The following is a 26,612-nucleotide window of genomic DNA, read 5'->3' on the forward strand; positions in this document are numbered from 1 at the left end:
GCGCCCCCACACCGCCCGTCCGGGGTGCCGGGGCGCGGCCAGATCAGAAGTTGTAGGTGAAGCCCACCATGTAGACCATGGGGTCGATTTCCACATCCACCCTGGCAGTGCCCAGTTTGTTGCCGGCGGCATCGTAGGCATTGATGTCCGCGGTGGTGTCGATGTCGGCCCACCAGACGCCAGCGTTGATGCCGAAGCGATCGTCCAGGCGGATATCCACGCCGATTTCAGCGGCGACACCGAAGCTGTCATCCAGATCCATATCCGTCGAGTTGACCACACCACCACCCAGGTAGTTATCCACGGCCCCGGTCAGTGTGTCGCTGGTCTTTTCCTCGAAAAAGGTCGTGTAGTTCACACCCACGCCAAGGTAGGGCTGGACCATGGAGTTGTTGTGCAGTGGGTAATACTGCAAGGTGAGCGTGGGAGGCAAGTGTTTGGTGCTGCCCAGGTCGGCAGCCCTGGGGAGGCTGCCCGCGCCGTAGAGGTCATGCTGGAAAGGGGTGGCAGCCAGCAGGCTGAGCCCGAAGTGATTCGTTATCATCCAGGTGCCGGACAGGCCCAGTTGGGTATCGGAATCGACGCCGACTTCCCAGCCTTCATTAGCCAGGCTGGTGCCGGCGAGGCCGACATGGCCGCTGGACTCGTTCGGGTCCACGGTCACCGCACCGGCCCGGATGATGATATCACCCGCCTGGTAGGCCTGGGCGGAGGTCGCCGCCATGACACCGATTGCCAGTACACCCAGTTTGAATTTCAAGGACATAGATCAGAACTCCTAACCACACGTTGTTGATGGCTCAAGGCTACAACGGTAGTGGCCTGGGGAATTGATCCATGACAAGGGTGCTTAGCCAGCGGCGACGGGGTGACCGCAGGATTGATTCAGCTCAAAAGGTTCAATACCGACCGATCAGGGGCTGACGGCCAGTCAGGCCCGTTGCTCGTCGGTCGTGGCTTCGTCGTCAGACTCTTCCGGCACGAACACATCCCGCACGGATAGGGCATTGCCCTCGGCATCCTGGACTTCCAGTTGACGGATGGGGCGCCCGGTGCGACGGTCCCGCAGATCCAGGGGGGGCTGGTCGGGGCAGGGGTTGTAGCGGTCGCCCCACTGGCGCAGGGCAATGACCACCGGGAACAGGTCACGGCCCTTGTCGGTCAGGCGATACTCATGACGGGGACCATGTTCACCCACATCCACCTTGCGCAGCACGTCGTTTTCCACCAGGCGACACAGGCGGTCCCCCAGGATATTGCGGGCGATGCCCAGCTCCTGCTGGAAGTCGACAAAGCGACGGGTGCCGTACATGGCCTGGAGCACGATCAGCAACGACCACCAGTCCCCGACTTCGTTCAGGGCCCGGGCAACGGAACAGCTTGAATCATCGAAACGTTTTCTGGCCATGGTCAAAGTGTACCCAACGTGGGCCTCCGAAGGAAACGCGAATGCCGGAACCGGGACACTGGTGGTGGTTTCCGGGCCATCCCCCTCTCCCCCCCCCCAAAATAGAGCAAATGCTCATTCTTCCCTTGCATCCCCAAAAGCGATCCAATAAAGTTTCGTAACGAAACCAGATTAAGGCAAGCGAAGTGTTACCCCCAACCCTGCGGCACGGCCTGTCGCGGCGCTCGCCGAACCCATCATTACGCAGGAGAGCCCCGGATGACCATGAACCTTGGCCCCATCTTTGAACCCTTTGAACTGAAATCCCTCAAGCTCGCCAACCGTGTTGCCATGGCGCCGATGACCCGCAACTTCTCGCCGGGCAATGTGCCCAACGAGGACGTGGTGGCCTACTACAAGCGCCGGGCGGAAGGCGGTGTCGGTCTGCTGATTACCGAGGGCACCACGGTGAACCACCCGGCGGCCAACGGCTACGAGAACGTGCCCTTCTTCCACGGTGAGGAGGCGCTGGCGGGCTGGAAGAAGGTAGTGGATGCGGTGCATGAGGCGGGTGGAAAGATCTTCCCGCAGCTCTGGCACGTGGGTGCGGTTCGCAAGGAAGGCATGGAGCCGGACCCGAGTGTACCGGGTTATGCCCCGTCCGGCATGAACAGGCCGGGCAAGGTAGTCTGTCATGTGATGACAAAGCAGGACATCCAGGACGTGGTCAAGTCCTTCGCCGATGCTGCTGCGGACGCCAAGGCCATCGGCTTTGACGGGGTTGAGGTACACGGTGCCCACGGCTACCTGATCGACCAGTTCTTCTGGGAAGGCACCAACCAGCGGGACGACGAGTACGGCGGCAGCATGGCCAACCGCCAGCGCTTCGCCATCGAGATCATCCAGGCCATCCGCGAGCGGGTGGGGCCGGACTTCCCCATTATGCTGCGTTTCTCCCAGTGGAAGATGCAGGACTACGACGCCAAACTCTGCCAGACCCCGGAAGAGCTGGACGCCTTCCTCAAGCCCCTGGCGGACGCCGGGGTGGACATCTTCCACGCCTCCACCCGCCGTTTCTGGGAGCCGGAGTTTGAGGGTTCCAGTCTGAACCTGGCGGGCTGGGTGAAGAAGCTGACAGGCATGCCCACCATGTCCGTGGGCAGTGTCGGCCTGACCGAGGACTTCATCAGCGGCACCTTCGCCAGCAAGCAGGAAGCCGTTGACCAGTCCGGCATCGATGAGCTGGTGGAGCGCATGAACAACGACGAGTTCGACTTCATCGCCGTGGGTCGCGCCCTGCTGCAGGATCCGGAATGGCTGGTGAAGGTGAAGGAGGGTCGCACCGGCGAATTCCAGCCCTTCGCCAAGGCCTCTCTCAAAGAACTCTATTGATCCCTTGGGGGTGATCTGAAAAGGCCGGCTGTCAGACGACGGCCGGCCTTTTGCTTTCTATCACCGGTCAGCCTTCCCTGACGCCTTTTTCGATGCGCTCGCCGATGGTCTGGTCGATGTTCTTCCAGTACTCGAACACCCGGGACAGCACCGGTTCCTTCACGCCCCCTTTTACGTGGCCAACCACATTGTTGACCAGCCGGTCACGGGCGGCATCGTCCATGACCTTGTTGATCAGGTCATTGGCCTGTCCATAATCGTCGTCATCCTTGCGCAGCGTGTAAGCGGCACGAACCATGTCGCCGCTGGTCTCCCAGGTGGAATCGGTGGGGTAGCGTTCGCCATCGGCACTGGGGCCACCCTTGGAATTGGGGGCATAGACCGGGTCGGACACGTTCTGCACCCGCATGGCGCCGTCCTTGCTGTAGCTGTGGACCGGTGCCTTGGGTGAATTGACGGGTATCTGCTTGTAGTTCACCCCCAGCCGCGCACGGTGGGCGTCGGCGTAAGCGAACACCCGGCCGATCAGCATCTTATCGGGACTGATACCGATGCCCGGCACCAGGTTGTTGGGTTCGAAGGCGGCCTGTTCGATCTCGGTGTGGAAATCGGTGGGATTCCGGTTCAGGGTCAACTTGCCCACCTTGATCAGCGGATAGTCGCCGTGGGGCCACACCTTGGTCAGGTCAAAGGGGTTCAGCCGGTAGGTTTCCGCTTCCTTGAACGGCATGATCTGCATGTAAAGCGTCCAGCTTGGGTAGTCCCCCTTCCCGATTGCGTCGAACAGATCCCGGCGGTGGTAGTCCACATCCGTGCCGGCGATCTGGTCCGACTCCTCCTGGGTCAGGTAGTCGATGCCCTGGTCGGTCTTGAAGTGGTACTTCACCCAGAACTTCTCTCCCTGCGCGTTCACCCACAGGTAGGTGTGGCTGGAGTAGCCATTCATATGGCGCCAGGACTTGGGAATACCCCGGTCCCCCATCAGCCAGGTGACCTGGTGGGCGGACTCCGGCGACAGGGTCCAGAAGTCCCACTGCATGTCATGGTCCCGCAGGTCGTTGTCGGCCCGGCGTTTCTGGGAACGGATAAAGTGCTGGAACTTCATAGGGTCGCGGACAAAGAACACCGGGGTATTGTTGCCCACCATGTCGTAGTTGCCCTCGCTGGTATAGAACTTCAGGGCAAACCCCCGTGGGTCGCGCCAGGTATCCGGGCTGCCCCGTTCCCCGGCCACGGTGGAGAAACGGATCACCACGTCCGTCTTCGTGCCCTTCTGGAACACGGCAGCCTTGGTGTAGGGGCTCATGTCCTCGGTGGTTTCAAAGTGCCCGAAGGCGCCGCCGCCCTTGGCATGGGGCTGGCGTTCCGGGATGCGTTCCCGGTTGAACTGGGCCATCTGTTCAATCAGGTAGTGGTCGTGCAGCAGCAGGGGGCCGTCGGGCCCGACTGACAGGGAGTGTTCGTCACTGGCGACGGGAATACCGGCGTCCGTTGTGGTCGGCTTGTCGTTAGCCATGGTCTGGTCTCCTCATTTGAAGAGGGCGTTCAATCAGGATTACCGGGGGCGCCCTGCGTTTGTTCCGGGAGGCTGGAATGGAGGCGCGGTACACGGGCATGCTCCAGTGCCTGTCCCAAGCTATAGGAGATCGTCGGGTATCTGGCCAGGGCCGTGCCGGGGAATTCCCTCTTGGTGGAGAGATGGTAATTTCGCTTCCTGATCTATAGCCGGGGTAGTCCCCGTGGATGTCTCTGTAAGGGGGTGTAAAACCTGTGTAAACACGATAGACAGGCCTATCGCGGAAAAGGGGCATTACCGATAATCCACCTCCAGTGATCGACCGGGTTGATGATCCGGGGTGGACGTAACACGCAATGAGGTTTACATGGTGTCCCAGGGAAAAAGGTCTGCCGTCAGGCGAATGGGTTGGATTCTGGTACCGGTGGTTATACTGGCGGCTCTGTCGGTGGGCTGGTGGACACAAAGCCAGGGCGACACCCGACCCGACCTGCTGACCACCACGGTGCAGCGGGACGATCTTGAGGACCTGGTGACCGCTACCGGCTCCTTGCAGCCACGGGACTACGTGGATGTGGGCGCCCAGGTATCCGGCCAGCTGGATGTGATCCATGTTCAAACCGGCGATGAGGTCAAAGCCGGCGATCTGCTGGCGGAGATCGACCCTACCGTCTATGTCGCCCGGGTGGACGCCACCCGGGCCCAGCTACGCAACCAGAAAGCCCAGTTGATGGAGCGGGAGGCCCAGCTCACCCTGGCGGAGATCCAGCACCGGCGTCAGCAGAACCTGCTGGCGGAGGAGGCCACCAGCCGCGAGTCCGCCCAGGTGGCGGAGGCCAGCCTGCGCTCCGCCCGGGCCCAGATAGAGGCCATCAGCGCCCAGATCCAGCAGACCGAGTCCACCCTGCGGGCGGAAGAGGCCAACCTGGAATACGCGAAGATTTACGCCCCCATGGATGGCACCGTGGTGTCCATCGACGCCCGCCAGGGCCAGACCCTGAACACCAACCAGCAGGCGCCGGTGCTGATGCGCATCGCCGACCTGTCCACCATGACCGTGGAGGCCCAGGTGTCCGAGGCGGACATCGGCAAGCTGAGCCATGGCATGCCCGTGTACTTCACTACCCTGGGCAATCAGAGTCGTCGCTGGGAAAGCACCCTGGACCGGCTGGAGCCAACCCCGGTGGTGGAGAACAATGTGGTGCTCTACAACGCTGTTTTCGAAGTGCCCAACCCGGAAGGCCGGCTGATGACCCAGATGACCGCCCAGGTGTTCTTCATCAACGCCGAGGCCCGGGATGCGCTGCTGGTGCCCGTGACCGCATTGCAGAGGAAGGGCGACACCACCACCGTTCAGTTGATGGACAGCAATGGCCAGCCGCATACCCGGGAAGTGACCGTGGGCGTCAGCAACCGGGTTCAGGCGGAGATCATCGAAGGGCTCGAGGAGGGAGATCGAATCGTCAGCAGCCCAGCCCGCGCCGGTGAGCCAGGCGAGGGCGGTCGTCGTCCGATGGTGGGCATGAGATTCTGACCATGACCCCGCCACTGATCGAACTGCGGGATATTACCCGCACCTACCACAACGGCGAGCTGTCCGTGCCCGTGCTGCGGGGCATCGACCTGACCATCCACCGGGGTGAGTTCGTGGCCATCATGGGCGCCTCAGGGTCCGGCAAGTCCACCCTGATGAACATCCTCGGTTGCCTGGACCGGCCCAGTACCGGCGAATACCGGTTTGACGGCCAGGATGTGTCCCGTTTCGACAGCGACAGCCTGGCCCGCCTGCGCCGGGAATCCTTCGGGTTCGTGTTCCAGAGCTACAACCTGCTGCCCGGCATCTCCGCCCGCGAGAACGTGGAAATGCCCGCCAGCTACGCCAGCCTGAAGGCCCGCGAGCGTCAGCGGCGGGCCCGTGACCTGCTGGGTCGGCTGGGCCTGGAGGAGCGCATGGACCATCGCCCCGGGCAGCTCTCCGGCGGCCAGCAACAACGGGTGTCCATTGCCCGGGCGTTGATGAACGGTGGTGAGATTATCCTGGCGGACGAACCCACCGGGGCCCTGGACAGCCACAGCGGCCGTGAGGTGATGAAGCTGCTGCAGGCGCTGTCGGAGGAAGGCTACACCATCATCCTGATCACTCACGATGCCACGGTGGCGGAGCACGCTCACCGGCAGATCGAGATCGCCGATGGCCGGATCGTCAGCGATCCGGGGCCGTCGATGCCGGAAAGTCCCGGCGCACTGGAGCGGCAGCCGCTCACCCATACGCTGTCGGTGTTCCGGGAGTTGTTCCAGGGCTGGCGCACGGCGCTGCGGTCGATGACCGGCAACCTGTTCCGCACCGCCCTCACGCTGCTGGGCATCGTGATCGGCGTGGCCTCGGTGATCACCATGCTGGCCATCGGCGATGGTGCCCGGGAGGCGGTGGTGGATCGCATCAGCGCCATGGGCAGCAACCTTCTGCTGGTACGTCCGGGAGTGCCGGGACAGGGCCGGGGTGGCTGGAACATCACCACCCTGGTGCCGGAGGACGTGGCGGCCATCAACACCCTGCCCAATATCACCGCCGCCATACCGGAGCTGACCGGCAGCCAGACCCTGCGTTATGACAACGCCGATCATCAGGCCGACATCAATGCCACCTCCTGGCAGTTTCCCCTGGCCAGGCAATGGCCGGTGGAGCAGGGCAGTTTCTTTACCGAGGCAGACGAAGGCCAGTATGCCCCAGTGGCGGTGTTGGGCCAGACCGTCAGGGATTCACTGTTCGCCGACCAGGACCCTGTCGGCGAGTACATCCTGATGAACAATGTGCTGTTCCAGGTCATCGGCGTGATGAGCGAGCGGGGTGCCTCGCCCATGGGGCAGGACCAGGACGATGTGGTGCTGGTGCCCTACACCACCGGCAGCATGCGCCTGTTCGGTCAGCAACACCTGCGTAACGTGACCATCGCCGTGGACGACACCAGCCTGATGGACGGGGTGCAGGACCAGGTTCACAAGCTCCTGTTGCAGCGCCATGGGGTAGAGGACTTCCGCATCCATAACATGGCGTCGCTGATCGATACCGTGTCGTCTACCCAGGACACCTTTACCTGGCTGCTGGGCTCGGTGGCGGCCATTTCCCTGCTGGTGGGGGGCATCGGCGTGATGAACATCATGCTGGTGAGTGTCACCGAGCGCACCCGTGAGATCGGCATCCGCATGGCCACCGGCGCCCGCACACGCCACATCCTGCAGCAGTTCCTGCTGGAAGCGGTGGCGGTGTCCGCCCTGGGAGGGCTGATTGGTGTTGGTCTGGGCCTTGGTGCTGCTGCTCTGGTGGGCTACCTGGGCACGCCGGTGAGCTATTCCCTGCTACCGGTGCTGCTGGCCTTTGGCTGCGCCTTCGGCACCGGTCTGCTGTTTGGTTTCCTGCCTGCCCGCAAGGCCGCAGGGCTGGATCCGGTTGTGGCCCTGGCCACGGAATAGGAGAGAGCATGTCATCCTGTATTCATAACGCCATGAAGGCGCTGCTGATGTTATCGAGCCTGCTGTGGCTGGCCGGCTGCGCCACCACCACACCGGTGGAGCGCCCCGAGGTACCGGAACAGGCGGGCTGGAATGCGCCGGTGGCGGTTGCTGACCAGGCCACCCCGCCGGACCCGGAATGGTGGCAACAGTTCGACTCCCCGGTACTGGATGACCTGATCCGACGGGCCTTTGCCGGTAGCCCGGACCTGGCGGCCACCGCTGAGCGGGTGTTCCAGGCAGAGCAGCAGGTGCGGGTGGCGGGCAGCAGCCTGTTGCCGTCGCTGGGCCTGGGTGCCAGCACGGGTCAGCGGACCACGGACAGTGGTTCCGGCAGCCAGCAAAGTGATTCCAGTTCAGCTACCCTGAACGTCAGTTACGAGGTGGACCTGTGGGGCAACCTGGCCGCCGCGCGGGACGAGGCCGAGGCGGGCTACCGGGCCACAGTGTTCGACTACGACAGCGCCCGACTGACCCTGGCAAGCAGTGTGGCCACCACCTGGTTCCAGCTACTGGCCCTTGAGGAACAGTTGCGGGTGGCCCGGGAAAACCTGCGGATTGCCGAGCGCACCGAGGAGATTGTCGACGCCCGCTACCGCAACGGTGCCGCCAGCCGGGCGGAGCTGCTGCGCCAGCAGACCGAGGTACTGAACCAGCAGGCCGGCCTGGTGCCCATCCAGTTGGAATACCGCCAGACCCGGGCCGCCCTGGCGGTACTGGTGGGCGAATCGCCCCTGGGTTTTCAGGTGGAGGGCTTCGAGGTGGAGCCGGACAGCCTGTTGGCCATCACCCTGCCGACTATTGATGCCGGAGTGCCGGCGGACCTGCTGGCCCGCCGCCCGGACCTGGCCCGGGAGGAAGCCCGCCTGCGGGCGGCGGATGCCAATGTGGAGCAGGCCCGTACCGCCTTCCTGCCGACGGTGTCCCTGGGCCTGAGCGCCGGCGCCAGCAGCACCAGCCTGCTGAGCCTGGCGGACCCGGTGGAAACCGCCGGCTGGACCCTGTCCCTGGCCCAGACGCTGTTTGACGGCGGCCGCCGGGATGCCCAGCAGGCCATCAGCGAATCGCAGCGGGTGGAGCTGGTGGAGGGCTATCGTGGCGCCGTACTCACCGCCCTGCAGGAAACCGACGATGCCCTGGACCGGGTGCAGACCACCCGTCACCGGGAGTCCCTTCAGCAGACGGTGAAGGACCGGGCCGAGCGCACCCTGGAGCTGACCGAACTGCGTTACCGGGAAGGCAGCGACGACCTGCTCACCCTGCTGGATGCCCAGCGCACCCTGTTTCAGACCCGGGACCAGCTCGTCAGCCTGCGGTTGCAACGGCTACTGGCTACGGTGGATCTGTACAAGGCCCTGGGCGGGGGCTGGCAGGCACCGGAAGCGCCGGTGGCAGATGACCAATGATTCACTGTTCACCGTTCGGACCGTATCGGTATCGTAAGCTTAAGGAGTTATTCAGAGACTCCTTAAATAACTGTTCGGATTTTTGAAGTATCAGTCCCATGAGTGATCCCGCCAACCTGCAACAGGTGCTGGACCGTATCAGCCAGACCGCACTCAGACATCGTCGGGTGACCTTTGGTGACATCGTCGACACCGTGGGCAGCCGATCGTTCGGGCCCATCCTGATGATTGTCGGTATCCTGCTGTTGTCTCCCCTCAGCGGCATTCCCGGCGTGCCCACCCTCAGTGGCCTGCTGATCCTGTTCATTGCCGTGCAGATCCTGGTCCGCGACGAGGGCTTCTGGCTGCCCGCCTGGATCATGGATCGCCACCTGCCCAGCGACAAGCTGCTCAGGGGTATCCGCTTCCTGGAACCCGCAGCCGACTTCATCGATGCCCGCCTGCACCCCCGGCTGGTGCTTGTGGTACGAGGGCCCGGCAGCTACCTGGTGGGCGGCGTCTGCGTGATCATTGCCTGCGCCATGCCGCTGATGGAGATCATCCCCTTCTCGGCCACCGCCGCCGGCTTCGCGCTGGCGGTGTTCGGGTTGGCCATGGTGTCACTGGACGGGTTGCTGGCATTGCTGGGCCTGCTGTTCACCGTCGCCATTGCGACCCTGATTGGCGTCAACCTGCTTTAGTCACTGGAAGATGGCCTCGTTGGCCCGCGGATCCGTTTCTGAAAGGAAGCCGACAATGGCGTCGTTGACGGCGTCTGGCGCTTCCTGCTGAATCCAGTGGCCGTAACCCTCCAGGAGCCTGATGCTGAGCCGCGGTATCCTTGGTGTCATCATGGCGTCCAGCTCACCATGACCGGCCCGGGCCAGGACATTGTCCCGCGTGCCGGCGATGAACAGGGTCGGACAGTCGATTGACCGGTCGGCGAAGGGCGCCATCAGTTCCCAGTTCCGGTCGATATTGCGATAGTAGTTCAGGCCGCCTTCAAAGCCGCTGTGTCGGTAGGCCTGCTCGACATAGTCCAGGTCAGCGTCGGTCAGCCAGCCCGGCTGTTCCCGGGGTTTGCCCAGCCGGTCCAGCCAGCCGCCGCCTTCCAGGGTCTTGCCGAGGCGGGGCTCCTCACGGGGCGTATCCGGAGAACAGAAGAGTTTCTCCAGGATCTCACGGGGATTTTCGTCGAAGGCTACTTCTGCCTTACCCGGCGCCTGGAAGTAAAGCTGGTAGAAGAAGCGTTCACCGAAGTGGCGTTTATAGGCTTCGGTCGGCGGAACCTTGGTCGGCGGGCGCAACGGGACACTGAGGATCACCAGCCGCGCAACGGCATCCGGGTACTGCAACGCAAAGTTCCAGGTGTTGGTGGCGCCCCAGTCGTGGGCAATGATTGTGGCCGGAGTACCGCCAAAACGATTGCACAGTGCCAGCAGGAACTGGCCGATGCGTCCCGCGTTGTAGTCTTCCATGGCCGGTAGCGGGTCGGTTTCGCCGAAACCGGGCATGTCCGGGGCGACGGCCTGGTAGCCGGCCTCCGCCAGGGCGACCATTTGCCGGCGCCAGGAGTACCAGCATTCCGGCCAGCCGTGGATCAGCAGTACGGCCGGGCCGGCACCCAGTGTCGCTACCCGCGTGGTGACACCGTCAATGTCGACGTGCTCCAGTTGAATATCGTTGGAATGATAGTGTGTGGCCATAGGTGGTCCTTCCGGCTTTTGGTGGCGGTATGGTCGTTTGATTCATCCCGATGTGGTACCTGCCGGACAGTCTAACCGGAACGTCGTCCAGGAAAGAATGTCCTGGTTCCCGACAACGGTTCGTTGGCGGAACCCGTCGTCGTGCGTGATCGGTTGCCAGAAAGAGGGTGGCGTTGCAGGATGTGAGGTCCTTTCACCCAGGTAAGGGAGTGCGTTTGTGTTGGATCCGGCCACCTGGGGCCTGACCCAGGCCCTGATTGCCTTCGGCCTCTGTGCTGCCGTGATCGCTGCGGCGGGCACCCGCATCACCCGTGTGGTGGACCAGCTCGCGGACCGTACCGGTCTTGGTGAGGCCGCTGCCGGAGCCGTCCTTCTGGGGGCGGCCACATCCCTTGGTGGCTCGGTATTGTCGGTGACCGCCGCCTGGAACAACCACCCGGAACTGGCCGTCAGTAACGCCCTGGGCGGCATTGCGGTGCAGACCTTCTTCCTGGCGGTGGCGGATATGGTCTACCGGCGGGCCAACCTGGAACACGCCGCCGCCTCGGTACCCAACCTGATGCAGAACGGCCTGCTGATCTGCCTGCTGGCAGTGATCATGCTGGCGCCGATGCTGCCTGACGTGACCGTTCTGGGGGTGCATCCGGTAACCCCGATGCTGTTCGGTTTCTATATCTATGGCATTTACCTGGTCCGACTGACCTCGGAATCCCCCATGTGGCGGCCTTTCCAGACCCGCGAGACCCGTGAGGATGTGCCGGACGATACCACTGCCATGCCATCGCTCACCCGGCTCTGGACCGAATTCCTGAGTCTGATGGCCATCCTGGGGCTGGCAGGCTGGGCGCTGGAACCGTCGGCCACCACCATCGCGAAGGAAACCGGCCTTGGCCTGACGGTGGTGGGGGTGCTGCTGACGGCGATCAGTACGTCGATCCCGGAACTGGTGACCTCGGTGGCGGCGGTGCGCCGTGGTGCCCTGACCCTGGCGGTGGGCGGCATTATCGGCGGCAATGCCTTCGACACCCTGTTCACTGGCGCATCGGACATCGCCTACCGCAAGGGGTCCATCTACCATGCCATGAGTGACGATTCCCGGTTCTGGGTGGCGCTGACGCTGCTGATGTCCGGCATCCTCATCATGGGCCTGATCCGCCGCGAGCGGGAAGGCATTGGACGGATCGGTGCCGAAAGCATGGCAATACTGGTGTTGTACATCGTCGGGGTATTACTGATGTTCTACTAAGGGGACAGGAGGTATAGTTAGCTAGCAAAATAGTTAACCCTTCCCCGTCACACCCAGGAGGTCTCTTGCCCCAGTTCCAGCTCGCCCTGCTTCTTGGTATGACAGTCGCCCTGGGGCCCCTGGCGCTGGATGCCTACCTGCCCGCCTTTCCCGGTATCTCCGGTGACCTTGGCGTGCCCCACGGGGATGTGGGGCTGACCCTCAGCGTTTACGTGGGTGCCCTGGGGCTGGCCCAACTGGTGGGCGGGCCCCTGTCGGACCGCTATGGCCGGCAACTGATCCTGCTGAGCGGTCTCGCGGTGTTTGCCGTTGCCGCCCTGATGGTGGGGCAATCAGGCAGTCTTGAGGAAATGCTGGCCTGGCGGGTGGTGCAGGGCATTGGCGGGGCTTTCTGCGCAGTGTCGGTGCCGGCCATCGTCCGCGACCAGTTCCGGGGCGCCGAAGCCGCCCGGCTGTTCGGTCTGATCGGCCTGATCATGTTCGTGGCACCGGCGGCGGCGCCGTCCATCGGCACCCTGTTCCTGGCCGTCAGTGACTGGCCGGCGATCTTTGTTTTCCTCGGTGGCTATGCGGTGCTGGTGGGCATTCTGCTGCATACTTTCCTGTTCCGTCGCCTGCCACCCAGATCCCGGGCGAAAACGCCGCTATCCACCCTGCTGACCAACTACGGCACGGTGTTGCGTCACCCGGTGGCCATGCGCTTCATCGGTCTGCAGACGCTGGCCTTCAGTGCCATGCTGGTGTTTATCACCCACGCTTCGTTTATCTATCAGGACTGGTTCGGGCTGTCCTCCACGACATTTTCCCTGCTGTTTGCTGCCAACGTGGCGGTGATGGCCATTGTCAATCTGGCGAACCGGAAGCTGCTGTTAAGCTACCCCTCCGCTGTGCTGCTGCGTATAGCGGTGATGGTCCAGGCCGTTGCCATCGCCGCCCTGGTGGCCTGTGCCCTGATGGGTGCGCCGGTGTGGGCGGTGGCGGCCTGTATCATCATCGGGGTGGGGTGCATGGGGGCGATTGCACCCAACAACATCGCCAATACCCTGGAGTTCTTTCCCACCCTGGGTGGTACGGCGGCGGCCCTGCTGGGGGCTGCCCAGTTCACTATCTCCGGGGTGGTCAGCGCCCTGTCGACGCTGATCAGCGACCACACCCTGACGCCGATCGTGCTGGTGATGGCGGCCTGTTCGGCACTGGCAGTGGTGCTGGTGCAGGGCGCGCCGGCGGCCATGCGTCGTGAACTGGCCCGCGAGGCGGAGACTGTGGCCGCGGATCGACCGTCCTGAGGGGAGCTCAGGGGCAGGGCGTGTCGTGAAAACGGGCCCATGTCAGACACCTGTAAAGGGAGTTTTACGCCTGTGATGTGATTGTCTGAAAATTGTTCAGCCGATACCTTGCCAGAGCCAACAATAACGATGCATCGCAAGGAGCGTAGAACAATGACATCCATCCTGAAATCAGGGGCGATTCCCCTGATGCTATTTGCTCTCGGCACGTCCACGCCCACCCTGGGCGACATCCTGTTTGAGCAGGGCTTCTCCAGTGGCACTGGCAGTTTCAGCGCTTCCGGTCGTGTCAGCACCGGTTACACGGGGGCCGTGCTCCGTGGAGGATCCAGTCCGGGGTCCCTGGTGTCACCGGAGATCGACGTGGCGGGGGGCAGCAACCTGGAACTGGGTGTCACTCGCCAGACCAGCCGTCTGGACGCAGGCGAATCCGGTCGTATCGAGGTGGCCATCAATGGTGGCCCGTTCCAGACCCTGGAGGCGTCCGATAACGTCTCCGGGAATGCGGTCTTCCCCCTGGACGCGGGTGCCGAGCGGCTGGTGATCCGCTTTTCCACGGACGCCAACAGCTACTTTGAGTCGTACACCATTGCCGATGTCCGGGTGGAGGGGGACAACAAAGACCCGTCCCCGGAGCCGCCCGATCCGGACCCGAACCCCGGTCCAGGTAACGGTGAGAGCGAGTTCTGGGAACTGTCCGGCAACCTGGGTACCCACGACCCCACCATCGCCGAGGAGAACGGCATCTGGTACGAGTTCCAGACCGGCCCAGGCATTTACCGCAAGATCTCCTACGACGGCGGCCGCTTCTGGGAGCCCCTGCCATCCGTGTTCGGTTCCGGCCTCTGGTGGTGGCGCAACTATGTGCCCGGCCAGCAGGGCACCGATGTGTGGGCCCCGGATGTGAAGGCGTACAACGGTCGGGTCTGGATGTACTATGCCGTGTCCACCTTCGGCTCCAACCGTTCGGTGATCGGCCTGGCCTCGTCACCCAGCCTGGCGGCGGACAACTGGCGGGATGACGGCGCCGTGCTCAGTTCCACCATCTCCGACAACTTTAACGCCCTTGATCCGGACCTGGTGATCGACGCCAACAACGAACCCTGGCTGGCGTTCGGCTCCTTCTGGTCGGGCATCAAGCTGGTGAAGCTCAACCCGTCCACCATGAAGCCCACCGGGCGGCACTATTCCCTGGCCAACCGGTCCGGTGGCATCGAGGCCCCGACCATTGTCCATCGCAATGGCTACTACTACCTGTTTGTTTCGGTGGGTAAGTGTTGCGAAGGGGTAAACAGTACCTACCGGATCCTCTATGGTCGTTCCCGCTATGTGACCGGCCCCTACCTGGATCACAGTGGTCGCGACATGATGAACGGCGGTGGCAGTCTGCTGGACGGTGGCAACCAGCGCTGGGTTGGGCCGGGTGGCCAGGATATCGCCGGTACCGGGGTCATTGCCCGCCATGCCTACGACGCCAGTGACAACGGCAATGCCAAGCTGTTGATCAACAATCTGGTCTGGACCGACGACGGCTGGCCGTCCTACTGACGGGCGGGGCTCCTGTGAAAGGAGCTCAGTCTCCGGCGGCGGGTGCGGTGTCGTCCTGTTCCGGGACGGGATGGTGTAGCTCGGCAATGCGGCTGACGGCGTTGCCGTTGCAGGTGATGGTCCGGCTCTGGCCCCGGGTTTCCAGGGTAATGCCGATTTCCTCCAGGGTCTCCGGCCGGCTTTCATCCAGGTAGTGGAAGGCCCTGTAGCGGATACCCATGTGCTGCCAGGCGAGGGTGTTCTCGATCACCTGGTAATGCTGGCTGTAATCCACCCTGAAGGTCTGGCCGAGGGTGCCGGTGAGGCGGAAGGCATCAATGCCGGGGGTTTGCCATAGCACCCGTAGCTGGTCCTGGTCGCGGCAGATCTTCACGTCGGTGGGGTCCGCTGGACAGTGGAAGACCACATCACAGGCGATGGCGGTGTCCGCCTCCTTGCCGGTGGCGTCAGCCTTTGCCTTCTCCTCGTCTTCGCTGGTGGCGCAGCCCTGTGCGGCCAGGGCGAGGGCACAGGCCATCACGGTAGGGATCAGTCCGGATTTCATGTCTGTCATCATTACCTGCTGAGGGTTCCGTTGTTCTGAATACCACGTTGCCGGCTGGATTGTCGTGACACCCTGCCGAATCCGTGCAATCTGTCCTGCCTGGTGCGATGATACATGGATCTGCTGTTTGTTCCTGCAGTCTTGCCCAATAACCCTGTTCAACGGATCTTCCGGGATTGCCGACGTGTCCTGACAGGCTGGCCTTGCAGAACCGTTCTGCCAGCCCCATCGTAGGTTTCGAGGGTTTCAGTCGTCCAGCGGTTCTGCAGGAGCCTTTGGAATCCACTGGTTTCAGCGACAGGAGAACATCATGGCTTTTGATGCATTACCCCCCATCGGTATGGGCACGTTTCGCCTGAAGGGTGATGATGCCCGGGAAGCGGTTCGCAGCGCCCTGTCCCTGGGATATCGCCACGTCGACACGGCGCAGATCTACCAGAACGAGGCGGCCGTTGGCGACGGCATCACCACCAGCGGCATCCCCCGCCGTGAGATTTTCATCACCACCAAGGTCTGGTTCGATCGGTTCCATCGCAGTAACCTGATCAACAGCCTCCAGACCAGCGTACAGCAGCTCAAGACCGACCACGTGGACCTGGCACTGATCCACTGGCCGTCGCCAGGGGACGAGGTGCCCATGGAAGAGTACCTGACCGCGCTGAGGGACGCACAGCGGGAAGGGCTGACCGACCACATCGGCCTGTCCAACTTTACCTGCGCGCAGATGGATCAGGCGAAAGAGATCCTGGGGGATACCCCGATCTTCACCAACCAGGTGGAGGTGCATCCGTTCCTGGCCAACCGCAAGGTGGTGGACCACGCCCAGAAGCTGGGCATCCCCGTGACCGGCTACATGCCATTGGCGGTGGGTAAGGTGATGGAGGATGATATCCTGAGGGAGATCGCAAAGTCCCATCACGCCACTCCGGCCCAGATCGCGATTGCGTGGTGCCTGTCCCGGGGCGTGGTACCCATTCCCTCGTCCACCCGGCCCAAGCACCAGACCCAGAACCTGGATGCCCTGAAGATCAAGCTGTCCGCCGACGAGATCCGGGCCATCGACGCCCTGGACCGGAACGAGCGTATCGCCAACCCGGACTTCGCGCCGGAGTGGGACTAAGTCACCCCTTGGTTACCGGCCCATATGCGCCTGCTCATGGGCCAGTAACCACTGCTTACGCTGGATACCGCCGGCGTATCCGGTGAGCGACCCGTTCGCCCCGATCACCCGGTGACAGGGCACGATAATGCCAATGGGGTTGCGGCCATTGGCCAGACCCACCGCCCGGGATGCATTGCGGTTGCCGATACGACTGGCCAGTTGGCCATAGGTTGTCGTTTCTCCGTAGGGGATTTCCCGCAAGGCCTTCCAGACGGTTTTCTGGAAATCGGTTCCGGCGCCCGCCAGCGGCAGCTCGAACCGGTGCAGCCGCCCTTCAAAATACGCCGCCAGTTGTTCACGGGCGTCCCGGAAACGCTGGTCGTCCCGGCGCCAGTGCTCGTCCATGGCCGGCCGCGATGCCTGCCGCTCCATATGCAATCCGGTAATGGCGTCGCCGTCGCCGGTGATCAGCAGGGTGCCGATGGGGGATTCCAGCTCGGTGTAGTAGACGGTGGCTTTTTGTGATGGCATGGCAAATGTCCTCCCGATAGCTCCGATTATCCGCCCTGGCCCAGGCTGTGCCAGAGGTGGAAGGCAGCGTAGGCGCGCCAGGGGCGCCAGTGTTGTGAGCGGGCTTCCAGATCCGCCGGCTTGGCGACACCGGCACCCTTGAGCAATCCCAGGTCCGACGGTGGAAATGCATCCGGGTCACCCAGGGCGCGCATGGCGATGTATTCCGTGGTCCACGGGCCGATGCCCGGCAGGGCCAATAGTTGTTGCCGGGCGGCCTGCGGGTCCGCCGAGGCATCGAGGCGCAGTGAGTGGTCACGGACCTCCCGGGCCAGGGCCAGCAGGGTGTCCGCCCGCCGGCGGGTGAGCCCGCAGGGCAGCAGGTCCTCCCGCTCCAGGCTGGCAATACGCTCGGCTGTGGGTGGTAACCGGTCCAGCCCCTCGAACGGTGTTTCCACCGGCTCCCCGAACCGCTCCACCATCCGCCGGAACAGCGTAGTGGCCGCCTTGACCGAAATCTGCTGACCCAGCACGGCCCGCATTGCCAGTTCGAACCCGTCCAGGGTGCCCGGTAGCCGTAGGCCCGGGGTCTGTTGACTCAATGGGGCCAGTTGCCCGTCGGATTCCAGGCAGGTGGCAATGGCCACCGGGTCCGCATCCAGATCGAACAGCCGACGCAGTGGTTGCTGGAGGGTCGGCAGGCAATGGAGCAGGGAAGGGGCCAGTTGCACCTGTAGCACATTGGCCGCCACCGGTCGCGCCGCCAGCCAGCCAGTGACGTCGCCCACCCGCAGGGTGCGAACATAGTGGCCATCCACCAGGCCCTGACTGTGGCTATCGGAGCGGGACACCAGGAATTCCGTCAGGGCGTCCCAGGCCAGTGGGGGCCGGAAGCCCAGCCGCAGACTCGGCGGTGTCGGGCCATAGACCTGACGGAACTGGCCTTGGTCATCTGAGAGTGTCATGGCAAAAGCATAACGCCGTCCGATGGCCATGTCTGGTCATTTTCGGACATCAACCTGCTGGACGGATGGGGCCATGGCAAAGAGAATGAACGGGAGACCAATAGGCAGCGACTAGGCATTACGACTTCCAGGATCCGACACCGGACACTCCAGACACCATGGCACTCGATACCACCGCACTGAACCGACAGAACCACCGGCTGGACCACCTCGATGACGTCTGGCTGTTCGGCTATGGCTCGCTGATCTACAAGGTGGACTTCCCCTACCTGGAACGCCGGGCGGCCAGCATCCAGGGCTGGGCCCGCCGCTTCTGGCAGGGCTCCCACGACCACCGGGGCACCCCGGCATCCCCCGGCCGCGTCGCCACCCTGGTGGAAGCCCCGGGGGAAACCTGCCTGGGCATGGCCTACCGGGTATCACCGGACACTTTCGAGCACCTGGACCACCGGGAAAAGAACGGCTACCTGCGCTTCTTCACCCCCATGACCTTCACCGACGGCGGCCACGCCGAAGGCCTAGTCTACGTCGCAGGCCCCGACAACGCCGCCTTCCTGGGCCCGGCACCGCTGGAGGAAATGGCAGAGCATATCGCCCGCTCCCATGGGCCCAGCGGGGCCAATGCGGAGTACCTGTTGCACCTGGCCAAGGCCCTGGAGGATCTGGGGGCCGTGGATGAACATGTGTCCGGGTTGGCTCGGCGGGTGGAGGCGATCATGGCAACCGTGGCCTGAGGCGACGGTATTGCCAACTGGATCATTGGACGGACCGGCGTTGGTGGGTATACTGCTGGCGTAATGGAATCAAACCAAGGACGTTTCACGGAGGAAACCCAGGATGGGACAGCCTGCTGCTACCCTCAATTGCTACCACACCTGCCCCGATAAAACCGGCAAGAAAGACCATGTTGGCGGTCCTATCGTAGCCGGATCCTCAAACGTCATGGTTGGCGCCCTGCCAGCGGCGAGAGTTGGGGATAAACTGGTATGTCGCGGCCCGGCGGATGCCATCGCCAAGGGCTCCTCGTCGGTCTCCATCAACGGTATATCCGCTGCCCGGGTGAATGACATGACTGCCCACGGTGGCAAGATCGTGGTAGGCAATCCGACCGTGGTCATCGGCGATGCGGGGGTGTCGGTAACGCCTGACTCCGGTGGTGGAGGTGTTGCCAAACTGGATATGGGCAAGGGCTCCGGTGCTGGCACCAGTGGTCGATCTTCCGCCGTCTCTGGTGAAGGCTCGGCGCCCTACTCACCAATGGTCAACCTGGATTCCCAACGCGCTGCCATCCTCAAGGGCACCGCAAGCTGCCCGGTCTGTGAGGCGGTGAAGGCATGACTCCCGGGCAGTACCCACTGAGCCACAGCCCGTTCGATTACATTGCCTGGCCCGAAGATACTAGCGTGGTACTGGTGCTGGACCCCTGTATTATCCGCGACCTGGGCCGGGCAATATTTGATTGGTCAACATATATCTCCCACGTGGATTGTCTTTACGTCAACACACCATGGGAGCCCATCCAGGACGTTTCCCCCTGGGTAGTTTGGCTGTCTGGCCCTGACGACCCGGTACTTCGGCACTTCGTGGAGAATGAAGCGGAGAAAGAGGCCGGATACCTCCTGTTTACCCCCTTAAACTACCCGGATTTCGGGCGTTGGATGCGCCAGCGCATCCAGATAGAGCGGGCTCCCGAGGCCATTGAACTGGTCAGAATCAGCCACCCGGCTCTGGCCCGGGATATTGTTGGTGACAACCTGATCCGCACCAACCCCGAGGGTGCCATCCAGCAGATGATCCTGCCGGATCGGACCATCGGACAGTGGCGGCATATGGCACCTGAAAGCCAGAAACTGCCGCCTCAGCGTGGTGATGACGTCACCCTTTTGCCCGAGCTGTTTGAAGCGTTTACGCGATTCAATATACGCAGGGCGAATTTGATGATTTGGGACAAGCTCGATAAGCAGGACCGTAAAGCACTCGGAGGCCCGGCACTACCAAGTGCCTGGCCAGAGCTGACCCGATTATCAGACGAAGCGACACAACAGGGGCGAACTGGTATCCGAAGCCGGGTTCAGTACATTTCCAGCCGTTGTTCCGAGCCGCGCCTGGAAGAACAGGATATGTCGTAACTCTTCAAGTCAGATATTCAAGGATGAATCATGCCACTTAAGACCAGACCCGCCGATGACCGTGACTCCGGGGATCTGAAAGCCTGGGAGTTGCCGGATACCGAGGCGGAGCAGGCAACTACCTGCCCTCTGATCGAAAAAATCACGCTGTTGCCCCTGAGATATGGTCGTGTAGAAACACCCCCAACAGGTGCCGGGGCCGGTATGCCCTATACCCTGAAATCTCGCCCCCTGGGCTACCGTATGCTCCGAGACGGTTTTATCTACATCTATGACGAAGATGCTGGCGAACTGAAGGAGTACGAATACCAGAAGAACGAACTCAGCGGTGGTCCGATGGAGTACCCCGTGGGGCATTTACTCCACGTCTATTTCTCCGATGTCCAGTGGACGGAGAAAAAGAAAGCTCAGATCACCGATAGCGCGGAGGAGCGGGCGTGGTGGATGCAGCGTGTTCAGTTGTCCAGCGGCGGGGGCTCTCATCTCCTTACCGTTGAACAGGCAAGCGAGTGTGTTGCGGAGTTTGCCGAGGACTACCAGCCCGAACCCATAGAAGACGGCTACCCGGAGGAAACCATCCCCTACGACTGGGAGAACGTGCCCTATTACCACAAGACCCGGGTGGGCAAACTGCTGAAACAGCAGAACGTGGACGACCCCGACGACTGCCTGTGCCTGGTGATGCGGGACGATGTTGGTGTGATGCTTGATCTTGCCGGGCACCAGGACACGGTGGTCGGCTGGCTGGACCAGTGGGCCAATGAGGACAACAACGAACGGAACTACGTCCTGGGCGCCCTCATTGAGTCGATGACGGTGTTGACTGAGGAAACCCTTGGGGCCCTCCTGGAAAGTAACCAGAGCCCCGCCGTCCGTGCCGTCCGGGAAGACCTGGATGCGATGGGCCCGGAGACCCGCGCCGAAACCGAAGCGAGACTATTGGACGCCCTCAATGAAGTTGATGACGAGTCGGTACCCTCGGTCAATGATCCCTCCCTGCCCCGTGAGCTCAAGGAAGAGTTGAAGGCCATTCGAGCGAGGGCTCACCCACAGAATTACGGGGCGGTGGCCGGCCCCATGGAGGCGGCTGTCGGCAAGTGGTACCTGCGGGAAGTGCTTGAGGGCGCGGATCCGGATTTTGTCGAGCGTAACATTGATGGCCTCTATGAACTGGAGCAACAGAAGCGCTCCGCCTTGAGAAAGACCCTTGAGGGCGATGGCTTCGGAGATCGTGGTATCAATGACCTGATTGACCGGGATACCATGGACCAGTTCATGGCAGACCAGCGCGTCCGGCTGGCCCGCTGGCAGCCGCAACTGGACGTGATCACGGAAGACCGTGTCGACATGCTGTGCAGCAACCGCCTGCATCGGGCCACCTGGTACTTTGACGCCGATGACGAGGAGCAGGTCGAGACGGCGCTTGATCTGCAATACGCCTGCCTGAAGGACATCTGCCGTTCCGACGAGGCGAGCGCCGATATCCTGGCCTGGATGGAGCGCCACCCCCAGTACACCCACCCGCTCTTCCAGACCCTGACGATCGACGATCAGTCGCCGGATGGGGAACTGCTCAAGACCTATGCTTCGGTTACCAAGGCAGGGTACAGCGTGGCGACCGAGGCGAAGCAGTGGATCGAAAAGCTGCGTAGCGCCGAGGCCGGCAGACTGCCGGATCTGGAGAAACTGTCAGAGGATATCCAGCTGAAGGCGGACGCCATTGGCGATGTGCTCTCCCCCGCCGTGTCCATGGGCATGGCCCGCTCCCTCCAGAAACTGTACGACGGCATCGGTCGCCAGTCTATGCCGGACCTGGATGAACTGTTCCGGGACCTTCCGTTCTTCTTCAAGAAGCGCATGCTGGCGGTGATTGAAGCCGGCGAAGCCGAATTCCGGTTCGCCTCGGAAGCGGAACTGGCAGCGTTCCGGGAGGATGTCGCCCGGATGCTGGCGTTGAGGGAGCGGCTGTCCGGCATTCGCCATGAATATAAACTGGCCAAGCAACATCATGGACATACATCCGCTGAGGCCGCCGCCAAGCGGGCCGAGTTCAGTGAGGTCCGCAAGGAACACCGTGCCATAGGCGAGCGGGTAGCCGGCGCGCTGAGCCCGGTTGACGAGACGTCCCACGCTATTCAGGTCGAGGAGGGCGCCCCCGGGCGGGCGAGGCTGTCAATTGTCGCACCGGCAGCAGCCCAGGAAGAAGTCGGGCGGCTGGTAAAGCATTTCCGCAAGGGGTTGGCGACCGCGCCCAAGATTAATCTGGTTGGGGATGGTCTTGGATATGTGGTGTTTGCGGCGCAGGCTGTGAACCTGTGGCAGGTTGGAAGTGAGTTTTTCGGCGAAGAATCAGGGAAACGATCATCACTATCCGATGTCGCTGAAAGCTTCGTTGCAACTCTTGGCGCAGGCTTACTGGCGTCCCAGGGTCTTATGGACACCGCCTATAGTGCCAGGGCGAAGGCCTTGACGGCTGTCTGGCAACAAAGTGCCCTGCAGACCGTGCATATCCGCATGGGTAAGCTGCATGTGGGGTTGGGAATCTTTGCCTATGCCGCAGGTGCCGTCAGTTCCTCCATGGCCTTTATGGGGCATCAGTCCAAATGGCAGGAAGCCGTGCGACGGGGAAACACCGGGGCGCAGGCGGGGGCCGTTATGGGTATGGCGGGTTCTGGCGGGCTGGCGGTGTCACAGGGTTATGGTTTCTACCGGACCCTGGGCATGGGGGTTCAGGTGCTCAGGGCCCAGGGTGAGGTGGCCAGGGGGGCCGCCTGGGCCACGGCCGGCACCCGCCTGGCCACGCTCTTTGGACGACTGAACATGCTGGGGCTGGCGTTCACGGTGTTCGAGCTGGCGGGCACCTGGCTGTACAACCGGTACAACCTGGACAAACGGGACAAGTGGCTGCTGACGGTGCCCTGGTCCACGGAGCCCGAACACATCCACAACGGCACTCTGGAAGAGTACGAAGAGGCCCTGGCCAGGGTGTCCAGCAGCGTCGACCTGGTCCATGAAAGCGGGGAGAACGGACGTAAACGGCTGACCCTGAACTGCCACTCACTACCCGCCAATGCCTTGGCCGAGCGGCTTGGGGCGGAAGCGCCCTACCGCATCGCCATCGCCGCCTGGCGTATCCAGCCCGGCTGGCGATCCAAATACCAGGGCGCGCCGGAAACCTGGGTATCCTGCACAGACGCCGTGCTGGCGAGCCTGGAGTTGGTGGAAGGGGCAGACCGCCTGCAACTGGCCTTCACCGAGCCGGAACACAAACGGACCCAATACTTGAGGAAAACCCGGGACCTGGCCCTGATGGTCAAGGTAGGCTCCCGCACCGGGGAGGACCAGTTTACGGAAGATGTGTACATGCTGAAGCTGTCCTGGGGCAGCGACAACCCGGTGACACCGACGGACGAAACGCCAAAAGGGGACGTCCAGTGGCGGAACGTGCCGGACCCATTGATGAGCCTGGATAACCCATGAGTAAGCACAATGATGCAAAGGAAATCCCGCCCCGGGCGGGCCGGACGGAACCGTTTCCCAGCGGGAAGCTGACGTTTCTGTCGCCAAAGCCCTTGCCCACCGGGTTACCCCCCGTGGATCATGCCCACGCCATCGGCGAGGTGAACGATGCCTACCTGGAATTTGGTACCGGGGTGCCGTCGGCTTTTAGTTGGCAGGCGACGCTTGGTGGGCCGTTTGGCGTGTTCATAATGTTGGCATTTATTACCCCCTTGGGTATTGCAGGTATAGGCCTGCTCCAGGGGGTCGGTATGGTTCGGGCGATTGAGGCCTTTTGGCAACTATTCGACTATATGTGGTGGATCGCTGTTGCTGGTGGGCTTGGAGCATTATTTCTAGCGTACCTGCCTCGCTGGCAAGCCCATGGCCACCTGATGTACAAGGTGCCTACCCGCTTCCACCGACAGCGCCGGGAAGCCTGCTTTGTGCCCAAGGGGGAGAAGGCGCCCATCGTGGTGCCCTGGGAAGACCTGGTGGCCTGGGTCACCGAGGCCCGTGGCGTGACGGAATACGGTGTGCAGCGCCAGTATGGCTTTGGCTTCGGGTTCTACCACCCGGACACCGGCGAGAAGTACACCCTGGAGTACGAGACCTACGGCCTGGCCCAGGCCATCAGCAACTGGGAGGCGATCCGGGCCTACATGGAATACGAGGTGCACACCCTCAAGGAAATACAGGACCCGCTGGACCTCCAGGGCCCCGATGACCCGCCCTGGGAAGGCGTCCACGTGTTCCGCAACGCCCGGAAGCGATTGCACCAGCAGTACCGTGACGGCGAGGCCGGCATCTTCTATTTCGCCGGCTGGTATCTGTACCACGTGATGACTTTCTGGACCATACCCAACCGGCTGGTGGAATGGGAGGCCAACAAGATCAAGACCCTGACCCACCGTGCCGTGCCTGAGCAGATGGCGGAATGGTCCGAAGCGCTACCGGAAAGTGATTGGTCAAAGCCCAGTGATGAACTCACGCGCCTGAGCCGGAAGGTTCGCGAGAAACAACAGGCCCAGCCATCGCGCTTGCCCCAAGAGGTGTTTGCGGAGGTCTACGCCGGGGAAGGGAATGAGGTGATATCGGCGTGAAGCGTGTGATAACAAAGGTCCACTCCCCATACGTTGGTGGGAAGACTGCCAACCTTGCAGTGGTCAACTAATCCCGGATGGTGGATCAAGGAAGCAACTGAAATGGCGCTTCATCAGCTCGTAAAACACAGAGCGCTACCACGATAAATATTCATGGATGATAAGAGGAAAGACAATGGACGTCGCCACCCCATATACCCCCGAAGAGTTCCGGTCAGCCGTTCTCCGCAACGATGAACGCGGTCTGTTAAAGAAGTGGAGTGACCACCCCTTCTACACCCTATTCGTCCGGGAGAAGTCCGGCGGTGAAATTCCTGCGTTGATGGATGTTGGCCGGCAAAAGGCCTACGCGTCCTCAACGGAGCAAGACGAAATCGCCGCGTTTGTGGATACAGCTACCGTACCTGAAAGCGATGGTGAGCTGTTCGTCAAAGCTGTCCCGTTGGCTGAACTGGCACGCAATGCCGTCGTCCAGGGTTTTGCGATCTTTTGGGTTGGTCCGGGGAAGATGATTGAAGGTACGACGCTTCACTTGCTGGCCGACACCGCAGTCCTGCATGACCAGGAAGGACAGGAGATCGCTTACCGTTCCGACCCTCTGTTCTTCGAGGCGAGTGTGGACCAGCCCGCTCCCTATAAGGGCGCGGTGCAGCGCTGGGAAAAGGTGACGCTCGGCAACAATGACAGTGCCGGGAGAACGCCAACGCTCTATGTCTATGATGATGGTTTCGACTGGCGGGGTAACCCATATCTGCCGGAGCTGCCGGAGTCTGCCTTACCCGTAAGTTCGCTATCGGCCAGTGCCCAGGCCTTTTTCCGGCGCTGGGAAACGCCCCTGCTTGGTACGCAAGAGGACGCACCTCCACCTGAACCGCCCGAACAGGACAAGGGTACGGAAACCCTGGTGCCGCAGGAGTGGCTGGCGGGATTCGGTAAAGTGCGGGAGCTTGTGGACAAATACCTGGTGCCGCCTGCAAGCGAGCTATTCCTGGTGGTTACCCTATACGAGCCAACCGACGACAGTGACATGGACGAGACGTTCTGGGAGGTGGACCTGAATGTCCCGGATCGGTTCGGGAGTCTGATGCCATACGGGGGAATGCTGGTGTCTGCTTCCAGTTTCAGGGCGAACCCCGGTCTACCGGATGAGCCCGGGAAGCACGCCGTTTCAGGGGCCTTTCGGGAAAGGCTGGTCAGGCAGCTGTCCTGGCGGATATTCGAGAATGGTCGAAGACTGGGCGAAAGGTTCTATCTGGACAACGAGCAGTTTGAGCGGTCCTTTCCATTCAGGCCCGACAACGCAGATCTCATCTTCCAGCCGGACTATGAGGATCCACGCTTTCCCTGTCTCGCCCGATTCCGGTGTGGTAACCATGATATCCCGGTATTGCTGCAGGGGCAGGTCAGGGGGAACTACGCCTGCGAGCCTTTACAGCGCATCAATGTGCCTGAATCCGAGGTGCCCTCCATGATGCCCGGGCGGAACCAGTTGTTTGTGGATGACGTCATGGAGTTGTTTGATGATGCCGGTGGCGTGCTGGTGCCGAAGGAGCTTATCGACTTCCCGGAACCCTGGTACAAGGGGGCCTGGGCAAGTAGCTGGCAGACCACGTACGAGCTTCGGCGTTCAGCTCATGTGGATCGGTTGGTGAGTGCCTACTCCAAGGCTGCTGACAAGACCGGGGCTGGCCGCGAGATACTGAATTATCTGGTCCTGGCCGTTAGTATTGTTGTTACCCTGGTCTGGATGACGGCCCAGTTCTGAATCGATAACTGCTGGGGGCC

General features: G+C 62.3%; 22 protein-coding genes. 15 read left to right on the forward strand and 7 right to left on the reverse strand.

What is annotated here, in order from left to right; translation table 11 throughout:
- Positions 1 to 43 precede the first annotated feature (43 nt).
- Complete coding sequence (locus ACJO3T_RS18110; RefSeq protein ID WP_406965112.1) at positions 44 to 766, reverse strand: OmpW/AlkL family protein; 723 nt, start codon at positions 764 to 766, stop codon at positions 44 to 46.
- A 165-nt stretch (positions 767 to 931) separates the two neighbouring features.
- Positions 932 to 1,408 (reverse strand): winged helix-turn-helix transcriptional regulator, encoded by a 477-nt coding sequence (locus tag ACJO3T_RS18115; RefSeq protein WP_406965114.1) that lies wholly within the window; start codon positions 1,406 to 1,408, stop codon positions 932 to 934.
- A 258-nt stretch (positions 1,409 to 1,666) separates the two neighbouring features.
- Here ACJO3T_RS18115 and ACJO3T_RS18120 point away from each other — a divergent pair, with 258 nt between their 5' ends.
- A complete protein-coding gene (locus ACJO3T_RS18120) occupies positions 1,667 to 2,779 on the forward strand; it encodes an NADH:flavin oxidoreductase (protein ID WP_406965115.1) in 1,113 nt (370 codons plus the stop codon).
- Positions 2,780 to 2,846: 67 nt separating this feature from the next.
- Here ACJO3T_RS18120 and ACJO3T_RS18125 read toward each other — a convergent pair whose 3' ends face one another.
- The gene (locus ACJO3T_RS18125) at positions 2,847 to 4,295 is read right to left on the reverse strand and encodes a catalase (protein ID WP_406979399.1); all 1,449 of its coding nucleotides are present in this window, start codon (positions 4,293 to 4,295) and stop codon (positions 2,847 to 2,849) included.
- A gap of 403 nt (positions 4,296 to 4,698) precedes the next feature.
- Here ACJO3T_RS18125 and ACJO3T_RS18130 point away from each other — a divergent pair, with 403 nt between their 5' ends.
- The 4 genes from ACJO3T_RS18130 to ACJO3T_RS18145 all read left to right on the forward strand — a co-directional run bounded on the left by ACJO3T_RS18130 (position 4,699) and on the right by ACJO3T_RS18145 (position 9,891).
- Positions 4,699 to 5,829 carry an efflux RND transporter periplasmic adaptor subunit gene (locus ACJO3T_RS18130; protein ID WP_406979400.1) on the forward strand — a complete coding sequence of 377 codons (1,131 nt, stop codon included), beginning with the start codon at positions 4,699 to 4,701 and terminating at the stop codon, positions 5,827 to 5,829.
- A 2-nt stretch (positions 5,830 to 5,831) separates the two neighbouring features.
- Positions 5,832 to 7,766: a MacB family efflux pump subunit gene (locus ACJO3T_RS18135; protein WP_406979401.1), complete on the forward strand. Its 1,935-nt coding sequence runs from the start codon at positions 5,832 to 5,834 to the stop codon at positions 7,764 to 7,766.
- An 8-nt stretch (positions 7,767 to 7,774) separates the two neighbouring features.
- Positions 7,775 to 9,211, forward strand: a complete 1,437-nt coding sequence (locus ACJO3T_RS18140; RefSeq protein WP_406965119.1) for an efflux transporter outer membrane subunit — start codon at positions 7,775 to 7,777, stop codon at positions 9,209 to 9,211.
- 98 nt (positions 9,212 to 9,309) lie between these two features.
- On the forward strand, positions 9,310 to 9,891 hold the full coding sequence (locus tag ACJO3T_RS18145; RefSeq protein ID WP_406965120.1) for an exopolysaccharide biosynthesis protein: 582 nt from the start codon (positions 9,310 to 9,312) through the stop codon (positions 9,889 to 9,891).
- On the opposite strand, the gene ACJO3T_RS18150 is transcribed toward ACJO3T_RS18145, so the two are convergent.
- The gene (locus ACJO3T_RS18150; RefSeq protein WP_406979402.1) at positions 9,892 to 10,896 is read right to left on the reverse strand and encodes an alpha/beta fold hydrolase; all 1,005 of its coding nucleotides are present in this window, start codon (positions 10,894 to 10,896) and stop codon (positions 9,892 to 9,894) included.
- 217 nt (positions 10,897 to 11,113) lie between these two features.
- On the opposite strand from ACJO3T_RS18150, the gene ACJO3T_RS18155 reads away from it, so the two are divergent.
- The 3 genes from ACJO3T_RS18155 (at position 11,114) to ACJO3T_RS18165 (ending at position 14,976) form a co-directional block, all read left to right on the forward strand.
- Positions 11,114 to 12,142 carry a sodium:calcium antiporter gene (locus ACJO3T_RS18155; RefSeq protein WP_406965122.1) on the forward strand — a complete coding sequence of 343 codons (1,029 nt, stop codon included), beginning with the start codon at positions 11,114 to 11,116 and terminating at the stop codon, positions 12,140 to 12,142.
- A gap of 65 nt (positions 12,143 to 12,207) precedes the next feature.
- The gene (locus tag ACJO3T_RS18160; protein ID WP_406979403.1) at positions 12,208 to 13,428 is read left to right on the forward strand and encodes a multidrug effflux MFS transporter; all 1,221 of its coding nucleotides are present in this window, start codon (positions 12,208 to 12,210) and stop codon (positions 13,426 to 13,428) included.
- 153 nt (positions 13,429 to 13,581) lie between these two features.
- Positions 13,582 to 14,976, forward strand: coding sequence for a glycoside hydrolase family 43 protein (locus ACJO3T_RS18165; RefSeq protein ID WP_406979404.1), 1,395 nt, complete (start codon positions 13,582 to 13,584; stop codon positions 14,974 to 14,976).
- Positions 14,977 to 15,001: 25 nt separating this feature from the next.
- On the opposite strand, the gene ACJO3T_RS18170 is transcribed toward ACJO3T_RS18165, so the two are convergent.
- The gene (locus ACJO3T_RS18170; RefSeq protein WP_406979405.1) at positions 15,002 to 15,529 is read right to left on the reverse strand and encodes a hypothetical protein; all 528 of its coding nucleotides are present in this window, start codon (positions 15,527 to 15,529) and stop codon (positions 15,002 to 15,004) included.
- Positions 15,530 to 15,830: 301 nt separating this feature from the next.
- Here ACJO3T_RS18170 and dkgB point away from each other — a divergent pair, with 301 nt between their 5' ends.
- Entirely contained in the window at positions 15,831 to 16,640 is an 810-nt protein-coding gene (gene dkgB / locus ACJO3T_RS18175; protein WP_406979406.1) for a 2,5-didehydrogluconate reductase DkgB, read from the forward strand.
- Between the two features lie 12 nt (positions 16,641 to 16,652).
- Here the strand turns inward: dkgB and ACJO3T_RS18180 are convergent, their stop codons facing one another.
- Entirely contained in the window at positions 16,653 to 17,153 is a 501-nt protein-coding gene (locus tag ACJO3T_RS18180; protein WP_406979407.1) for a methylated-DNA--[protein]-cysteine S-methyltransferase, read from the reverse strand.
- Positions 17,154 to 17,179: 26 nt separating this feature from the next.
- The gene (locus ACJO3T_RS18185) at positions 17,180 to 18,097 is read right to left on the reverse strand and encodes a DNA-3-methyladenine glycosylase family protein (protein ID WP_406979408.1); all 918 of its coding nucleotides are present in this window, start codon (positions 18,095 to 18,097) and stop codon (positions 17,180 to 17,182) included.
- A 158-nt stretch (positions 18,098 to 18,255) separates the two neighbouring features.
- Between ACJO3T_RS18185 and ACJO3T_RS18190 the strand changes: the two genes are divergently transcribed.
- The 6 genes from ACJO3T_RS18190 (at position 18,256) to ACJO3T_RS18215 (ending at position 26,592) form a co-directional block, all read left to right on the forward strand.
- Positions 18,256 to 18,831 (forward strand): gamma-glutamylcyclotransferase, encoded by a 576-nt coding sequence (locus ACJO3T_RS18190; RefSeq protein ID WP_406979410.1) that lies wholly within the window; start codon positions 18,256 to 18,258, stop codon positions 18,829 to 18,831.
- A gap of 103 nt (positions 18,832 to 18,934) precedes the next feature.
- A complete protein-coding gene (locus ACJO3T_RS18195; RefSeq protein ID WP_406979411.1) occupies positions 18,935 to 19,435 on the forward strand; it encodes a PAAR domain-containing protein in 501 nt (166 codons plus the stop codon).
- Positions 19,436 to 19,500: 65 nt separating this feature from the next.
- Positions 19,501 to 20,226, forward strand: a complete 726-nt coding sequence (locus tag ACJO3T_RS18200) for a DUF4123 domain-containing protein (RefSeq protein ID WP_406979412.1) — start codon at positions 19,501 to 19,503, stop codon at positions 20,224 to 20,226.
- A 30-nt stretch (positions 20,227 to 20,256) separates the two neighbouring features.
- Positions 20,257 to 23,706, forward strand: coding sequence for a toxin VasX (locus ACJO3T_RS18205; RefSeq protein ID WP_406979414.1), 3,450 nt, complete (start codon positions 20,257 to 20,259; stop codon positions 23,704 to 23,706).
- Positions 23,703 to 24,827 carry a hypothetical protein gene (locus tag ACJO3T_RS18210; protein WP_406979415.1) on the forward strand — a complete coding sequence of 375 codons (1,125 nt, stop codon included), beginning with the start codon at positions 23,703 to 23,705 and terminating at the stop codon, positions 24,825 to 24,827. Before ACJO3T_RS18205 ends, ACJO3T_RS18210 begins: the two co-directional genes overlap by 4 nt.
- A 175-nt stretch (positions 24,828 to 25,002) precedes the next feature.
- Positions 25,003 to 26,592, forward strand: coding sequence for a hypothetical protein (locus tag ACJO3T_RS18215; RefSeq protein ID WP_406979416.1), 1,590 nt, complete (start codon positions 25,003 to 25,005; stop codon positions 26,590 to 26,592).
- Positions 26,593 to 26,612 lie beyond the last annotated feature (20 nt).

This window comes from Marinobacter shunpengi (genome assembly GCF_045449715.1).
Classification (GTDB): Bacteria; Pseudomonadota; Gammaproteobacteria; order Pseudomonadales; family Oleiphilaceae; genus Marinobacter.

Bases quoted from the DNA above. Each gene is read 5' to 3' on its own strand.
- ACJO3T_RS18110 (WP_406965112.1), bottom strand. From the start codon at position 766: ATGTCCTTGAAATTCAAACTGGGTGTACTGGCAATCGGTGTCATGGCG.
- ACJO3T_RS18115 (WP_406965114.1), bottom strand. From the start codon at position 1,408: ATGGCCAGAAAACGTTTCGATGATTCAAGCTGTTCCGTTGCCCGGGCC.
- ACJO3T_RS18120 (WP_406965115.1), top strand. From the start codon at position 1,667: ATGACCATGAACCTTGGCCCCATCTTTGAACCCTTTGAACTGAAATCC.
- ACJO3T_RS18125 (WP_406979399.1), bottom strand. From the start codon at position 4,295: ATGGCTAACGACAAGCCGACCACAACGGACGCCGGTATTCCCGTCGCC.
- ACJO3T_RS18130 (WP_406979400.1), top strand. From the start codon at position 4,699: ATGGGTTGGATTCTGGTACCGGTGGTTATACTGGCGGCTCTGTCGGTG.
- ACJO3T_RS18135 (WP_406979401.1), top strand. From the start codon at position 5,832: ATGACCCCGCCACTGATCGAACTGCGGGATATTACCCGCACCTACCAC.
- ACJO3T_RS18140 (WP_406965119.1), top strand. From the start codon at position 7,775: ATGTCATCCTGTATTCATAACGCCATGAAGGCGCTGCTGATGTTATCG.
- ACJO3T_RS18145 (WP_406965120.1), top strand. From the start codon at position 9,310: ATGAGTGATCCCGCCAACCTGCAACAGGTGCTGGACCGTATCAGCCAG.
- ACJO3T_RS18150 (WP_406979402.1), bottom strand. From the start codon at position 10,896: ATGGCCACACACTATCATTCCAACGATATTCAACTGGAGCACGTCGAC.
- ACJO3T_RS18165 (WP_406979404.1), top strand. From the start codon at position 13,582: ATGACATCCATCCTGAAATCAGGGGCGATTCCCCTGATGCTATTTGCT.
- ACJO3T_RS18170 (WP_406979405.1), bottom strand. From the start codon at position 15,529: ATGACAGACATGAAATCCGGACTGATCCCTACCGTGATGGCCTGTGCC.
- dkgB (WP_406979406.1), top strand. From the start codon at position 15,831: ATGGCTTTTGATGCATTACCCCCCATCGGTATGGGCACGTTTCGCCTG.
- ACJO3T_RS18180 (WP_406979407.1), bottom strand. From the start codon at position 17,153: ATGCCATCACAAAAAGCCACCGTCTACTACACCGAGCTGGAATCCCCC.
- ACJO3T_RS18185 (WP_406979408.1), bottom strand. From the start codon at position 18,097: ATGACACTCTCAGATGACCAAGGCCAGTTCCGTCAGGTCTATGGCCCG.
- ACJO3T_RS18190 (WP_406979410.1), top strand. From the start codon at position 18,256: ATGGCACTCGATACCACCGCACTGAACCGACAGAACCACCGGCTGGAC.
- ACJO3T_RS18195 (WP_406979411.1), top strand. From the start codon at position 18,935: ATGGGACAGCCTGCTGCTACCCTCAATTGCTACCACACCTGCCCCGAT.
- ACJO3T_RS18205 (WP_406979414.1), top strand. From the start codon at position 20,257: ATGCCACTTAAGACCAGACCCGCCGATGACCGTGACTCCGGGGATCTG.
- ACJO3T_RS18210 (WP_406979415.1), top strand. From the start codon at position 23,703: ATGAGTAAGCACAATGATGCAAAGGAAATCCCGCCCCGGGCGGGCCGG.
- ACJO3T_RS18215 (WP_406979416.1), top strand. From the start codon at position 25,003: ATGGACGTCGCCACCCCATATACCCCCGAAGAGTTCCGGTCAGCCGTT.